11 protein-coding genes are annotated in these 13352 nt (G+C 65.7%); 7 read left to right on the top strand and 4 right to left on the bottom strand.

Annotated elements, in window-relative coordinates:
- The first annotated feature begins 43 nt into the window (after positions 1 to 43).
- The 3 genes from AC1DCZ_RS06290 to AC1DCZ_RS06280 all read left to right on the top strand — a co-directional run bounded on the left by AC1DCZ_RS06290 (position 44) and on the right by AC1DCZ_RS06280 (position 3247).
- Positions 44 to 1918, top strand: coding sequence for a Na+/H+ antiporter (locus AC1DCZ_RS06290; protein WP_476973819.1), 1875 nt, complete (start codon positions 44 to 46; stop codon positions 1916 to 1918).
- 68 nt (positions 1919 to 1986) lie between these two features.
- Positions 1987 to 2241: a DUF2630 family protein gene (locus tag AC1DCZ_RS06285; RefSeq protein ID WP_476973962.1), complete on the top strand. Its 255-nt coding sequence runs from the start codon at positions 1987 to 1989 to the stop codon at positions 2239 to 2241.
- 100 nt (positions 2242 to 2341) lie between these two features.
- Positions 2342 to 3247, top strand: coding sequence for a CapA family protein (locus AC1DCZ_RS06280; RefSeq protein ID WP_476973961.1), 906 nt, complete (start codon positions 2342 to 2344; stop codon positions 3245 to 3247).
- On the opposite strand, the gene AC1DCZ_RS06275 is transcribed toward AC1DCZ_RS06280, so the two are convergent.
- Positions 3238 to 4305 carry an LLM class flavin-dependent oxidoreductase gene (locus AC1DCZ_RS06275; protein WP_476973818.1) on the bottom strand — a complete coding sequence of 356 codons (1068 nt, stop codon included), beginning with the start codon at positions 4303 to 4305 and terminating at the stop codon, positions 3238 to 3240. The genes AC1DCZ_RS06280 and AC1DCZ_RS06275 overlap by 10 nt on opposite strands.
- Positions 4306 to 4663: 358 nt before the next feature.
- Here AC1DCZ_RS06275 and AC1DCZ_RS06270 point away from each other — a divergent pair, with 358 nt between their 5' ends.
- Entirely contained in the window at positions 4664 to 5980 is a 1317-nt protein-coding gene (locus AC1DCZ_RS06270; protein ID WP_476973960.1) for an ammonium transporter, read from the top strand.
- 122 nt (positions 5981 to 6102) lie between these two features.
- Here the strand turns inward: AC1DCZ_RS06270 and AC1DCZ_RS06265 are convergent, their stop codons facing one another.
- The gene (locus tag AC1DCZ_RS06265) at positions 6103 to 7209 is read right to left on the bottom strand and encodes a hypothetical protein (protein ID WP_476973817.1); all 1107 of its coding nucleotides are present in this window, start codon (positions 7207 to 7209) and stop codon (positions 6103 to 6105) included.
- A gap of 246 nt (positions 7210 to 7455) precedes the next feature.
- Here AC1DCZ_RS06265 and AC1DCZ_RS06260 point away from each other — a divergent pair, with 246 nt between their 5' ends.
- A complete protein-coding gene (locus AC1DCZ_RS06260) occupies positions 7456 to 8865 on the top strand; it encodes a S8 family serine peptidase (protein WP_476973816.1) in 1410 nt (469 codons plus the stop codon).
- A gap of 130 nt (positions 8866 to 8995) precedes the next feature.
- Here AC1DCZ_RS06260 and AC1DCZ_RS06255 read toward each other — a convergent pair whose 3' ends face one another.
- Both AC1DCZ_RS06255 and AC1DCZ_RS06250 read right to left on the bottom strand, forming a co-directional pair.
- The gene (locus AC1DCZ_RS06255; protein ID WP_476973815.1) at positions 8996 to 10477 is read right to left on the bottom strand and encodes a purine-cytosine permease family protein; all 1482 of its coding nucleotides are present in this window, start codon (positions 10475 to 10477) and stop codon (positions 8996 to 8998) included.
- Positions 10478 to 10644: 167 nt separating this feature from the next.
- A complete protein-coding gene (locus AC1DCZ_RS06250) occupies positions 10645 to 11256 on the bottom strand; it encodes a DnaJ family domain-containing protein (protein ID WP_476973814.1) in 612 nt (203 codons plus the stop codon).
- Positions 11257 to 11470: 214 nt separating this feature from the next.
- Here AC1DCZ_RS06250 and AC1DCZ_RS06245 point away from each other — a divergent pair, with 214 nt between their 5' ends.
- Both AC1DCZ_RS06245 and AC1DCZ_RS06240 read left to right on the top strand, forming a co-directional pair.
- Positions 11471 to 11704 carry a hypothetical protein gene (locus AC1DCZ_RS06245; RefSeq protein WP_476973813.1) on the top strand — a complete coding sequence of 78 codons (234 nt, stop codon included), beginning with the start codon at positions 11471 to 11473 and terminating at the stop codon, positions 11702 to 11704.
- Between the two features lie 245 nt (positions 11705 to 11949).
- Positions 11950 to 13041, top strand: coding sequence for a type I restriction endonuclease (locus tag AC1DCZ_RS06240; RefSeq protein WP_476973812.1), 1092 nt, complete (start codon positions 11950 to 11952; stop codon positions 13039 to 13041).
- Positions 13042 to 13352 lie beyond the last annotated feature (311 nt).

Genomic DNA, 13352 nt, shown 5'->3' with positions numbered 1-13352 from the left:
TGCGCGGGGACCGCCAGGATCGGGCAACTGACACAATGGCTCAATGGACGTCGCTTTGGGACTGCTGGCCCTCGTTGCCATCGTGTGCGCCGGCAGTGCGTTGGGCCGCAAAATCAACGTCTCCGTCCCGCTGCTGCTGGTGCTCGCCGGGGTTGCCTGTTCCTTCCTGCCGTTTGTCCCCAGGATCGAGCTGAATCCGGAGCTGGTGCTTGTCGGTCTCCTGCCGCCCCTGCTCTACGCCGCGGCGCTGCAGACCTCGCTGTTCGATTTCAGCTCGAACCGCCGCTCCATCGGCCTGCTCTCGGTCGGCTACGTCATCTTCAGCACCGTCAGCGTCGGATTCGTGGTCGGGTGGCTGTTTCCCGAGATTCCGCTCGCCGCCGCCATGGCCCTCGGTGCCGTCGTCGCACCGCCGGACGCCGTGGCCGCGACCGCCATCGCGCGGAAGGTGGGCATGCCCCGCCGGATCGTCAGCATCCTGGAGGGTGAATCGCTGGTCAACGATGCCACAGCGCTCGTCTGCCTCCGTGCTGCCATCGCCGCGATTTCGGGCACGGTCTCTGCGGCGGAAATCGGCGGCGGGTTCGTGCTCGCGGCCGGCGGCGGCCTCGTGGTCGGCGTTGCCGCAGCCTTCGTCCTCACCGAGCTGCGCAAACGCATCCGCAACGTGGCCATCAACACCTCCACCTCCCTGATAGCACCTCTGGTCGCCTACCTGCCGGCCGAGGCCATCCATGCGTCGGGCGTTCTCGCCGTCGTCGTGACCGGGCTGATCATGGGGACCAAGGCGCCCTCAATGCCGAACGGGGCGGCGCGGCTCAGCCAGCGCAGCAACTGGAACACGGTCCAGTTCCTGCTGGAGAATTCCGTCTTCCTCCTCATTGGGCTGCAGGTCCGCACCATCATCGAAGGCGTCCAGGATGACTCGCTGGGGCCAGCCCGGATCTGGATCGGCTGCGCGGTGGTGTTCCTGGCGGTGCTTGTGCTGCGCCCGGTGTGGGTGTTCCCGGCCACGTACCTGCCCCGGCTGATTCCGGCCGTCCGTCGCAACGACCCCGCACCGCCGTGGCAGTTCCCGGCGATCGTGTCCTGGGCCGGTATGCGCGGTGTGGTGACCCTTGCCGCCGTGCTGGTTCTGCCGGCCGATCTGGAACACCGCTCGGTGCTGATCCTTGCAGCGCTCGTGGTGGTGGGTGGCACCCTCGCGCTGCAGGGCTTCACGCTGCCGGCCCTGGTCCGGCTGCTGAGGGTCCAGGGGCCGGACCGGCGCGAGGACGCCCTGAACCAGGCCTCGCTCATGCAGCTGGCAACGGCCGCCGGAGTGCAACGCCTGCAGGAGATTCGCACGGACAACGATCCCCCGGAAGTCGTGGCGATGCTCAAGCGGCGCACCCAGGAACGCGGGCTGGCGGCCTGGGAGCGGCTCGGCCGCCCCTCAGCCGAGGCCGCCACGCCCAGCCAGCGCTACGCGCAGCTCCGGCTTGCCATGCTGGAGGCCGAGCGCGCTAAAGTCCTGGAGCTGCGGCGCGGCGGCGCGTACGCCCACGAGGTCCTGAGCGAGGTGCTCGACCGGCTGGACGTCGAGGAATCCATGCTCGATGTCACGCTGGAGGAACCGGATCTTGCCGGCCGTGGCGGCGGCGAGGGGATCGCACGCCCGGGCGGCATCTGCGAACACCTTGAGACCGCCCCGAACCCTTCGGCCCCGCAGGACCCCTTCTGCGCTGCTTGCGCACGGGAAGGTACGACGCCGGTGCACCTGCGCATGTGCGTGGCGTGCGGCAACGTGGCCTGCTGTGACTCCTCACCCGCAACCCATGCCTTCAAGCACTTCCAGGCCAGCGGCCACCCGGTCATGCGGAGCATCGAACCCGGCGAAGACTGGCGCTGGTGCTATGCGGACGAGCTCCTGGGCTGAGCTCTGGTCAGGGCCGATTCCCGTCCGTACGCTGGGGAGGGATGACCGCCGGACGAGAAGAGGACACCGTGGACAACGAAGACATCCTGGAACGCATCAGGGCATTGGTGGCGGAAGAGCACGGACTCCGTGAAGACACGGAGTCGTCCAACGAGGTCAAGGCCGGCCAGGTTCCCAACCCGCTCAGGCTCCAGCAAATTGAGGAACAGCTCGACCAGTGCTGGGACCTGCTCCGGCAGCGGCGGGCGAAGAAGGACTACGGCGAGAACCCGGACGAGGCGGCGACCCGCCCTGTCAGCGAGGTCGAAGGCTACCAAAGCTGACGTCGGCACCTCTCAGAAGGCGGGTGGGCCATGCAGGTTGCATTGATTGGCGACGTCATGCTCGGCCGGCTGGTCAACCAGCACTTGAGGACCACCACCCCTGCGTACCCGTGGGGGGGACGCCCTAGCCGTCCTCCGGCGGGCCGAAATCCGGTTCGCCAACCTCGAATGCGTCCTGGCGGACGGCGGAAGACCGGAGCCAGGAAAGGTATTCCACTTCCGCTCGGACCTGAAGAACGTGGCGAGCCTCCTCGCTGCCGGAATCGACGCGGTGTCACTGGCCAACAACCACGTGCTGGACTACGGGGAAGAAGCGTTCCGGGAAATGCTGCCGGCCCTCGACGCCGCCGGCGTCCTCCATGCGGGGGCCGGCACGGATAGGGACGCAGCCCGCCGGCCCGGCGTGCGGCGGGTGACCGGTGCCGCCGTCGGCTTCCTTGCCTTCACGGACAACGAGCCCGACTGGGAGGCAAGCGATACTTCGCCCGGGATCCACTATGTCCCCGTGGAGGACGAACAAAGGGTGGCCGATCTATTGGACTTGGTCCGGCGGACTAAGGCACACGCGCAGCTGCTCATCGTTTCAGCACACTGGGGCGGCAACTGGGGCTCCGAAGCCCCGCCCGAGCAGCAGGACCTGGCACGCGCGCTGATCGACGCCGGGGCCGACGTCGTGTTCGGGCACTCCCCGCATATCTTCCGCGGCGTCGGGATCCACCGGAACCGGCCGATCATCTACAGCGCCGGGGACTTCGTGGACGACTACGCCGTGGACCCGGTCGAACGCAATGACCGGTCATTCATCTTCATGCTCGAGACGGACGGAAGCGACACCCGCGTGCTCCGGCTGTACCCGACCATCATCACCGATTTCCAGGCCCGTCTTGCGGGTGCGAGTTCGCCCGCCATTGCCAGCCGGATGCAACGGCTCAGCACTCAGCTCGGAACCCAGAGCACGTGGACGCAGGCCGCGGGTGTCCTGGAAATCCCGATGGATCAGGCGTAATTGCCAGGAATCTTCCCTGCGGCCCCTCCGGCAGCACCAATCCCGCGGTTCACGGCAGGCATGATGTCGGTGGCCAGCAGCTCGATGGACCGCGCCGTCTCCGCGAACGGCAGTCCGCCCAGTCCGATCTGGGCCATGTACCGGCTGTTGCCAAGAGTCTGGTGGATTTCCAGCAGCTTCTCGGTAACCTGCTGGGGGCTCCCGACCAGCAGGCCGCCGCCGGGTTCGGTCCATTCATTGAAGGTGGAGCGCGGGAAGTGGTCCACCGGCCGCGGCATATTCTGCTCGAAATAGGCCCGGTAGTAGGGATAGAAGGTGTCCCGAGCCTGCTGCGAGGTCGGCGCCACGTAGAAGTGTCCGCCTGCTCCGAGCTGCAAGCCGCCGGGGTCGTGGCCGGCGTCGGCAGCGGCCTGGCGGTAGACCTCCACGAGACGGCGGAAGCGCTCCGGCCCGGAGAGCAGGGCGACGAACAGCGGCAGCCCCAGCCGCCCGGCACGGGCAAAGCTTGCCGGGGTGCCGCCCACGCCGACCCAGAGAGGCAGCTTGTCCTGCACCGGGCGGGGCACAATGTCCATGCCGTGGATGCTCTGCGTCAGGTCTCCGCGCCAATTGACGACGGCATTGTCCCGGAGTTCCAGCAGCAGGCGCAGCTTCTCATCGAAGAGCGCGTCGTAATCGTCAAGCTCGTAGCCGAACAGAGGGTAGGACTCCACGAAGGCGCCGCGGCCCACGATGATCTCGGCCCGGCCGTCGGAGATCAGGTCCAAGGTCGCGAACTGCTCGAACAGCCGCACGGGGTCCTGGGTGGAGAGCACGGTGACGGCCGAACTGAGCCGGAGGTTGGTGGTTTCGCGGGCGATCGCGGCCAGGACGATTTCCGGGGCTGACAAGGCGAAGTCGCGCCGGTGGTGCTCCCCCAGCCCGAGGAAGCTGAGCCCCGCCTGGTCGGCCAGCTTCGCGAGCTCGATGATTTCCTTCAGCCGTTGCTGAGGGGACACCGCGTTGCCGGTGCTGACGTTCCGGGAGAGCTCGCCAAAGGTGAAGATGCCAAAGTCCATATTTATTGAACATTCAAGCAATTGATTTCATTCCTCCGCCAGGACTCGAAATTCCGCGGTTCACCGCACACTTTCTCCCGCTCCCCGCGGGCCCGCGCCATTCCGGGGATCCGGCCCCGCGCCACCGCCTCCGGACGGGCCGGCCGAGAGGCCCCGGTAACATCCCCGAAACATGGCTGTCACGTGATCTTCACGCCGCGGCAATTCCTGTAACGTGCCCGCAACTTTTCTCCCCCTTAACCGAAACATGCCTCCGCGAGGATTGAATCCGGATCGGGGGGCCGGCGGCGACATGTTCCGGTATGGCGGTACGACAGGAAGGGACACGCAGGTGGAACTCACTGCGGGAAGCATCTGGATGATGGTCTCGGCGGCACTCGTGCTGCTCATGACCCCGGCGCTGGGCCTCTTCTACGGCGGTATGACGCGGGCCAAGGCTGCGCTCAACATGATGATGATGAGCTTTGTCTCAGTCGGGATCGTCGGCGTCGTCTGGGTCCTGTGGGGCTACTCCATGACCACCGGCAAGGGCATCCTCGGCGTGGTCGGCGACCCGTTCACCAGCTTTGGACTGAGCAACCTCATCGGCTCACCGGACCTTATCAAGGCAGGCTACAGCGCCAGCTTCGCCATCATCACCGTGGCCCTCATCAGCGGCGCCATCGCGGACCGGACCAAGTTCAGCTCCTGGGCCATCTTCGTCCCCATCTGGATCACGGCCGTGTACTGCCCCCTCGCCTTCATGGTCTGGGGTGGCGGCCTGATGAGCGCGGGCGGAGCGGTCAGTTCCCTCTTCGGACAGGTCATCGACTTCGCCGGCGGCACTGTCGTCGAGATCAGCTCCGGCACCGCGGCACTCGTTCTGGTCCTGATCCTGGGCAACCGGCACGGCTTCGGCAAGGACCCAGCCCACCGCCCGCACAACATCCCGTTCGTCATGCTGGGCGCCGGCATCCTGTGGTTCGGCTGGTTCGGCTTCAACGCCGGCGCTGCCACCACCGTGCAGCAGGCGGGCCTGATCTGGATCAACACCCTGGCCGCTCCCGCCGCAGCCGTGATCAGCTGGCTCGTGGTCGAGAAGATCCGGCACGGCCACCCCACCTCCCTCGGCGCGGCGTCCGGTGCCGTCGCCGGCCTGGTCGCGATCACCCCGTCGTGCGCTAACATCAGCCCCCTCGCCGCCCTGGGACTGGGCCTCCTGGCCGGCGCGGCCTGCGCCGTGTTCGTGGACTTGAAGTACAAGTTCGGTTTCGACGATTCGCTCGACGTCGTCGGGGTCCACCTTGGCGGCGGCCTCCTCGGCACCTTGGCACTGGGCTTCATCGCCCTTCCGGTCAACGGCCAAGGCGGGGGCCTCTTCTACGGCGGCGGCCTTCACCAGCTCATCGCGCAGATTGTTGCGGTGCTCATCACCGTTGCACTGTCCGGACTCGGCACGGCCGTGATCGGCCTCGCCATCCACAAGACAGTCGGATTCCGGGTCAGCCACGAAGACGAGGTCGCCGGCATTGACCGGTCCGAACACGCCGAAAGCGCCTACGCCTTCGCCGAGCTCGCCCTCAGTCGCTTCAACCCCTTCGGGCACCATGCCCACGCCCCGCACTCCACGCACACGGCGGCGCCCGCCCAGGCAGTCCGCGCAGCACTGCGCGAGAAGGAAGACAGCCTGGTCTGACGGCCCCGACGGAAGGCGGGGGACGACGGCGGGACCTCTCGCCGTCGTCCCCGTCGTTGTTATTCCGGCTTGTCGCGCCGCTTCGTTGATCTGGGTCGCCGCCCAGGCGGTTGCGACCCCACTCAGGATGCCGGGTGCGTGTACGCGATCCGCTCGAAGGAGAGCGCGTCCGGGGTTCCGGTCGGGTTGCTGGTGACCTTGAGCCAGTCCCGGGCGTTGCTGGAGCCGTCCACCGTGACCCGGGTAAGGTTCGTGGCCGCGACCCCCTGTCCGTAGAACGGGAGCCAGGAGGAACCGGCCGCCAGCGGGTGGTCCTGGTTGTAGACGTGGCTGTCGCCGTTGATCAGGTAGACGGGGCCGCCGAAGGCGTTCGACTCCTCGACGAGGGCCTGGACCAGCGGTTTGTAGGCCCCGAAATCTGCCTGGGACGGGTGGGTGACGGTCGGGTCGAACATGTCGGCCTGCGTCATGATGACGACGGCCCGGCTGCCGTCCTCGCGGGCTTTGCCGAAGGTGTCCTTCAGCTCGCGGATGTCCGCAGCCGTCCGCTCGCGGACTTCGCTGGCCTGTTCCGCGGTGGGCGCCGTCTTGCCAAGTCCGGACCAGGGCAGCAGGGAGTTGTCGCTGCCCGGGATGTTGACGGCGGTGAAAGCGATGTCCTGCTTCTGGAAGTTAACGTTTTCGGGATACCCCTGGCGGGCCTGCGACTTGACCTTCATCGGCTGCCCGAGGGTAGTGCCGGGCTGCGGGAAGAAGGTGGCGCGGACCTTCGCCAGGCGTTCGAGCGGGTTGTAGGCGCCGTTGTTCGGGCGGTGGCAGTCGGTCCACTCGTTGTCCCCCGGGGTGTAGACGAGCGGCAGGGCAAAGGAATCGAAGTTCTTGCGGATCCCGGCGAAGTAGCCGTCCGTGCACGGGGAGGAGCCGTTCTTGATATCCCCCACGTGCCCGACGAAGGACAGTTCCTTGTGGGAATTGAGATCCTGGATGTAGGACGGGAACGCCTGGATTTCCGCCTCGCCGTACGGGACATCGCCAATCACGGCAAAGCTGAGCTGCGGCCGGGAGCCGTTTTCTCCGGCATTTCCGCGCGGGTCCTGGCGTGCCTGGCCCGCCTGTCCGTGGTCGCCGGCACTGCCGTCATCCGCTGCCAGCGCCGGGGCCGCCAGCAGCGACGCCGACATCGCGGCCGCCGCCGCGGCAGCCATCATCACACGGTTCATGGGGCGCATCTCGTTCTCCTCAGTCTGGGCTTCCGGTTCCGGGCCAAGGCTAGGGTGCTGATCCGAACAGGAGGGGTCCTGAAGGTGAACTCTCTTCGGTTTCCACGTTCCAAGATTTTCCCAAGGTACGGGCTTAAAATGCGGCCGGAGGCTTAAGATGTTGGGCGGGGGCACTCGAATAGCGACGTCGCTTAATGGGAGGCCACGATGTTCAGCCAAGTCCGCCGCCAGGCATCAAAACCGCAGCTAACATCCATGGCCGCGCGACCGCGCTGGCGCAGGCCGCTTGCCGCTCTCCTTTCAGCCGACAGACCCTTCGTCCGCCGGGTGATCGGCACCCTCGCCGTCGTTGCGCTGAGCGTCGGAGGGGGAATCGCAGCCGCCGCCCCCTCTTCCGGGGCCGAGCCGGAAGAAAGCTACATCGTGGTGCTGAAGGACACGGTGGTGGACGTGGGAGCCACGGCCGCGGCCCAGCAGGGCGCGTACGGATTCGCGACGTCCCAGCTGTACAGCAGCGCGGTGAACGGCTACGCAGCCACCATGACCGCGTCCCAGGCACAGCGCCTCCAGGCTGATCCCGGCGTCGAATTCGTCACCCAGGGACGGAAGTTCCACAAACCGCCGGACTCCGAAGCACCCAGCACTCAGGTGAAGCCGTTGTGGCGGCAGCGCATCTCCGGCACGGGACCCGACGCCAAGAATTCCCTCATCCGGGACGGCGGCGGCAGCGAGCCTGTGGACGTCAACGTCGCGGTCATTGACAGCGGAATCGATTCCACCCATCCCGACCTCAACGTTCGCGGCGGCATTGACTGCACGTCCGGCTCACCGGTCGCCGTGACCCCTATTGACGTCCTTGGCCACGGCACGTTCGTCGCGGGCGTGATCGGCGCCCGGAACAACGGCTTCGGCGTGGTGGGCACGGCCCCGGGCACACCGCTATGGTCCGTCCGGGTTGTTGACGACGCCGAGGGAATCTCCGAAGCGAGCCTGATCTGCGCCATCGACTGGGTGACCTCGACGCACAAGGACAAGGACAAGACCAACGACATCGCCGTGGCCAACATCAGCATCGCGGGTCCCGGCGCCGACACTGCAAACTGCGGCAAGGGCACGGACCCGATGCACTACGCCATCTGCCGTTCGGTCAAGGCCGGCGTGACCTACACTGTCGCGGCCGGGAACTCGAGTGTGGACTTCGCCGGAACTGTCCCGGCCACTTATGACCAAGTGATCACCGCCACGGCGATCGGGGACTTCGACGGGCAGCCGGGCGGCCTGGCGGCCCCCGTCTGCGGCGCCGTGGACTGGACCAAGTTCGGGCAACATGATGACGGACCTGCGTTCTTCTCCAACTTCGCCACCTTGGCCTCGGACAAGGCCCACACCGTCGCCGGCCCAGGGGCGTGCATCCTGTCGACAGTGCCGGGGGGCTACAACGTCATGCACGGGACCAGCTTCGCGAGCCCCGCGGTGGCAGGTTCGGTGGCCCTATGCATCAGCAGGAAGGCCTGCGAGGGCTCTGGGAAAGATGTGATGGATAAGTACCTGGACCTGACCGCGGGATACAGCAAGAAACACCACGACTTCGGGTTCAACGGCGACCCCGTCCATCCGATTGCCGGGCACTACTACGGTTACCTGACCGAGGTCGCCAGCATCTGACGGATCACGGAGGGGAAACATCCGGACCCTGCATGTGACGGCGCCTTGAGCCCTTCGAAAGGGCGCAGATCGAAGTGGGCGACGGCGGGAACATCCCGCCGTCGCCCTCTTCATTTGGCGCCCGCCCGGATCAGGCCACCGGGCTGGCCTCCAGCCGTCCGCCGTCCGAGACGGCGTCCAGCGGGCCGCCGTCGGCCGGGTAGATCATCAGCGCCGGGGCGTTGGAGTTCCGCTTGGCCAGCGGGTAGAACACCAGGGCGGTGACCGCCAGGCCCACCAGCCATGAGATGTCGGCTCCGCCCAGCAGCTCGGTCATCGGCCCTGTGTAGAGCGTCTGCGCGAGAAATGGAATCTGGACGACGATTCCGATCGCGTAGGAACCGAGCGCGGTCTTGTTCCACCGACCGTAGCGCCCGTTGGGGTCGTACAGCGCCGGAATATCCACTTTCTCTTTCGATACGAGGTAGTAGTCCACCAGGTTGATTGAACTCCACGGGATAAAGACCATGAGCAGGAGCAGGACGAAGTTCTTGAAGTTGGCGATGAAGTCCGGCGAAGCCAGCACCGCGATAAGGACCGACAGGCCGATGAAACCGATCACGTAGACAAACCGGGTCCGGGAATGTGCTGTGGACTTGCGCGTGAAAGCCGTCACGGACGTCAGCATCGTCATGTAACCCCCGTAGGCATTGAGGGTATTGACCGTCAGTTTCCCCGTCACGATCACCAGGTAGATGACGACGGCGATCAGTCCGCCGCCGCTAAGGTTGCCGAGGAATGCGACTTGACCGTCGAGGAACCTCTGGCCCTTGGGCAACGCAAGGGCCGCGAACAGGGCGCCGAGCGTCATGGACCACTGGGAGCCCAGCACCGTGCCGAAAAAAGCGGCCAGGAACGTCTTGCGGGCCGGGGTGTCCGACGGCAGGTAGCGGGAGTAGTCGGCGACGTAGGGGCCATAGGTCAGCTGCCAGCCGGCGCCCAGGGAGACGGCAAGAAGGAAGGTGGGGAACTCGAAATGGCCGGAACCCAGCAGCGCCCCGACGTCCTGGCTGGAGAGCAGCCGGATGCCCAGGTAGGTGAAGCCGAGGACACCCACGACGGTCGAGATCCGGCCCATCAGGTGGATGTACTTGTAGCCCAGGGTCGCCACGAGGACCGTCAATGCCCCGAAAAGGACCATGCCGACGGCCGGCGTGCCGGTGTGCGTGATCTGGTCCACGGCCTGCCCTGCCAGGACGGTTCCGGTCGCGGCAAATCCCAGGTACATGATGACGACCAGAACCAGGGGGATCACCGCGCCAAGGACGCCGAACTGCGCGCGGCTGGAGATCATCTGCGGGAGCCCGAGTTTCGGGCCCTGGGCCGCGTGCAGCGCCATGACGGCGCCGCCGAGGAGGTTGCCGATGAGCAGCCCGAGGATCGCCCAGAGGGCATCTGCACCGAAAAGCACCGCGAGCGCGCCATCCACGATCGCCGTGATCTGCATATTCGCGCCGAACCATAGGGTGAATTGATGCGCCGGTGAGCCGTGGCGTTCGTTTTCCGGGACGAAGTCGATGGAGCGGCGCTCAATGCGCGGCTCGGCTTTTCCCGTTCTTGTCGCTGCCTGCATGCCTCTTCCTCACATTGCGAATGGTTCCTGGTGTCGGAACACTGTCCGTACATCTGAGCACGGCGGGGGTGAGCTGCATCACCGCAAAATTCCATTCGCTGTCCGGCATTCCAGACAACATGGCGTCTAAATATGATTTAAGCTCCGGTCGGTGGCTGCCGGCAGAGTCACAGCACCGGGAGCGCCTGCCGCCAGATCCGCTGCCACCAGGGCTTCCCGGGTTCCGGCTCCGGCTGCGGGGATGGGTCGGCGGCAGCCGTCCGGCGCTCGCTCCAGCGCACCAGCTCGACGTCGACGTCCCGGGTTTTCGTGATGACGGGCGGACCGCCCTGGAGTTGCCGCCGCGCATCAATCACCCGCGCGTTGAAGTCCGACAGGAGGTCGCGGACCTGTTTCTCGGTGTGCTGGGCGTCGATCAGGGCATCAAGGCCGGCGTCCTCCGTTCGGAGGAGAACGGCTTTCGGGCCCAGGCCCGAGATGTGCTCACGCTGGACCAGGCCCTTGACCCACCAGTCGGGATCGTACGCCTCCCCAAGCCCAGGGACCGGTTTCCCCGCGTACTTGAGGTTGTCGAACTTCCCCTGCGCCATGGCGTCACGGATCAGGTATTCGGCCTTGGCGGCGTCGTCAATCCCGGCGCGTTTCTGCCGGAGCTCCTGCTCGGCGGCGTCCACCTTCTCGTGTTCCTGGGCGGTGCTGCCGCTGCTCCGGACCATACGGAGCTCCGCGGCCCGTTCCACCCGGCGCCGGAATGCCCCGCCTGCCCCGCTGTTCATCATTCACCGTCCTCGCCTGCCCGAAACGGCCGATCTGTCTTCCAGTATGCGGACTGTTCTTTCTGCAGCATAGGTCCAGCTCCGCGGCGGTTGGGCCCGAGACCGGAACCTAACGTGACGGTAACGAAACGTTAACCTGCTTGTGCGAGGCTGGGGCTTGGGAAGAACCCGGCACGGCCCATCCCGCCTGCACTGCAGGCCTTGAGGAGTTCCAGACGTGAACAGCCCAGCGAACAGCAGGCCCGAGAACACCCGCCCGCACCGGGACGCCGAGGAGCGGCCGGATCTGAGCAGCACCCACAGTCCCCACGTGCGGGAGGACGTGGCCATGGCGGGCCGCTGCGGCAACGTCCACCTCCCCACCGGACGCACCTGCACGCTGGCGGAGCGCCACCACGGCTCGTGCGCATTCGTGACCCCCGACGAAGCGGAGGAAGTCGCGCCGCACTAGCGCGGCCATTCCGCGTGCCCGCCGGGGGCCGCTGAGCCTCCTTAGACATCCCCCGGCGTCCGGCAGTCTTCCGGCGCCCCGCCGTCGCGATGGCACTTCCCTGCAGCGGATATTGAGGGCAATCACTTCCGCGACGCGTCACCTCGCGGCGAATGACCCGGTCCTCGGGAGCGAAAATGGTCATTATTGTCGGTCGCCTCCGTTACCGTTGGCCACACGACCGCATTTCGACTCCGGGGGGATCCATGGAATTTTCAGAACGGCTCAGCGCGATGGCTGCAAAGGTGCGCCAGCAAAGTGGTTTGATTCAGACCGAGGAGGCCACGAAGAATGCTTTCGCGATGCCTTTCATTTCTACGATTCTCGGCTATGACGTCTTCAACCCGCTCGAAGTCGTCCCGGAATTCATCGCCGACGTCGGGCTCAAGAAAGGCGAAAAGATCGACTACGCCATCGTGAAGGACGGCGAAGTCCAGATCCTGATCGAGTGCAAAAAATCATCAGAGCCCGTCAAGATTGAGCATGCCTCCCAGTTGTTCCGGTACTTCGCAGTGACCAACGCGCGGATCGCCATTCTCACTAACGGTGAGGTGTACCAGTTCTTTACCGATTTGGACGCGCCCAACCGCATGGATGCAAAGCCGTTCCTGGTTCTGGATCTGAATGACATCGATGATTCGCTCGTTCCTGAACTGCAGAAACTGACAAAGGACGTCTTTGATCTCGATTCCATCATCAACGCAGCGGGGGAACTGAAATACATCGGCGAACTCAAGCGGACGCTGGCGGCGCAGTTCAGGGAACCTGAAGACGAATGGGTCAAATTCCTCACCAGCCGCGTTTACACCGGCGCGTACACGCAGAAGGTCCGCGAACAGTTCACGGTACTGGTGGCCAAAGCGACCAAACAGTTCCTCAACGACCAGGTCAATGAGCGGCTCAAGAAGGCTCTCGGTGCACCGGGCTTTCCGCAGACCGACGACTCAGCCGCGGCGGCCACCGTTACCAGCGCGCCGGTCGCCGAAGCCGATCTGGCGGAGGCTGACGGCATCGAAACAACGCTGGAGGAGATCGAGGGCTACCAAATCGTGCGTGCCATCGTCTGCAGCGAAGTGAAGCCCGCCCGCGTCGTTCAGCGTGATGCCAAGTCCTATTGTGCTGTGCTGCTGGACGACAACAACCGCAAGCCCATCGCCAGGCTCCATTTCAACCGCACACAAAAGTACATCGGCGTGTTTGATGCCAATAAGGAAGAAACCCGGGTTCCAATCAGCTCTTTGGAAGAAATCTATGAGCACACCGAAGTCCTCCGCGCGACCGTGACGAGCTATCTGTGAGCACGCGCAGAGAGGCCGACCCCGAAGATTGAGGCGCGGGATCCCGGTAGCGGATGGCGTTCATACACGGAGAGAGGACGGCGGCGGATGCTCCCGCCGTCGTCCTCTGTGTTCGGAACACGCGACCGTTAGCGAGGGATCAATGCGGCTGGATTGGACCTGGCGTCCAAATGAGGATGTCTGCCAGTCGAAGAAGACTCAGCGGTCGTGCGTCCGGGGTGGTCGTCGGCGTCGCGAGCCAAGCCCTTGGGCGACATGAACGCCCTCCTCTTCTAAAGCTGAGTACGGGGTCATACGGCGCGCCAGGGATG

It is taken from the genome of Arthrobacter sp. 10N418 (assembly GCF_056394725.1).
This window is presented reverse-complemented; position numbering and strand designations above follow the sequence as displayed.

Bases quoted from the DNA above. Each gene is read 5' to 3' on its own strand.
- AC1DCZ_RS06290 (WP_476973819.1), top strand. From the start codon at position 44: ATGGACGTCGCTTTGGGACTGCTGGCCCTCGTTGCCATCGTGTGCGCC.
- AC1DCZ_RS06275 (WP_476973818.1), bottom strand. From the start codon at position 4,305: ATGGACTTTGGCATCTTCACCTTTGGCGAGCTCTCCCGGAACGTCAGC.
- AC1DCZ_RS06270 (WP_476973960.1), top strand. From the start codon at position 4,664: ATGATGGTCTCGGCGGCACTCGTGCTGCTCATGACCCCGGCGCTGGGC.
- AC1DCZ_RS06265 (WP_476973817.1), bottom strand. From the start codon at position 7,209: ATGCGCCCCATGAACCGTGTGATGATGGCTGCCGCGGCGGCGGCCGCG.
- AC1DCZ_RS06260 (WP_476973816.1), top strand. From the start codon at position 7,456: ATGGCCGCGCGACCGCGCTGGCGCAGGCCGCTTGCCGCTCTCCTTTCA.
- AC1DCZ_RS06255 (WP_476973815.1), bottom strand. From the start codon at position 10,477: ATGCAGGCAGCGACAAGAACGGGAAAAGCCGAGCCGCGCATTGAGCGC.
- AC1DCZ_RS06250 (WP_476973814.1), bottom strand. From the start codon at position 11,256: ATGATGAACAGCGGGGCAGGCGGGGCATTCCGGCGCCGGGTGGAACGG.
- AC1DCZ_RS06240 (WP_476973812.1), top strand. From the start codon at position 11,950: ATGGAATTTTCAGAACGGCTCAGCGCGATGGCTGCAAAGGTGCGCCAG.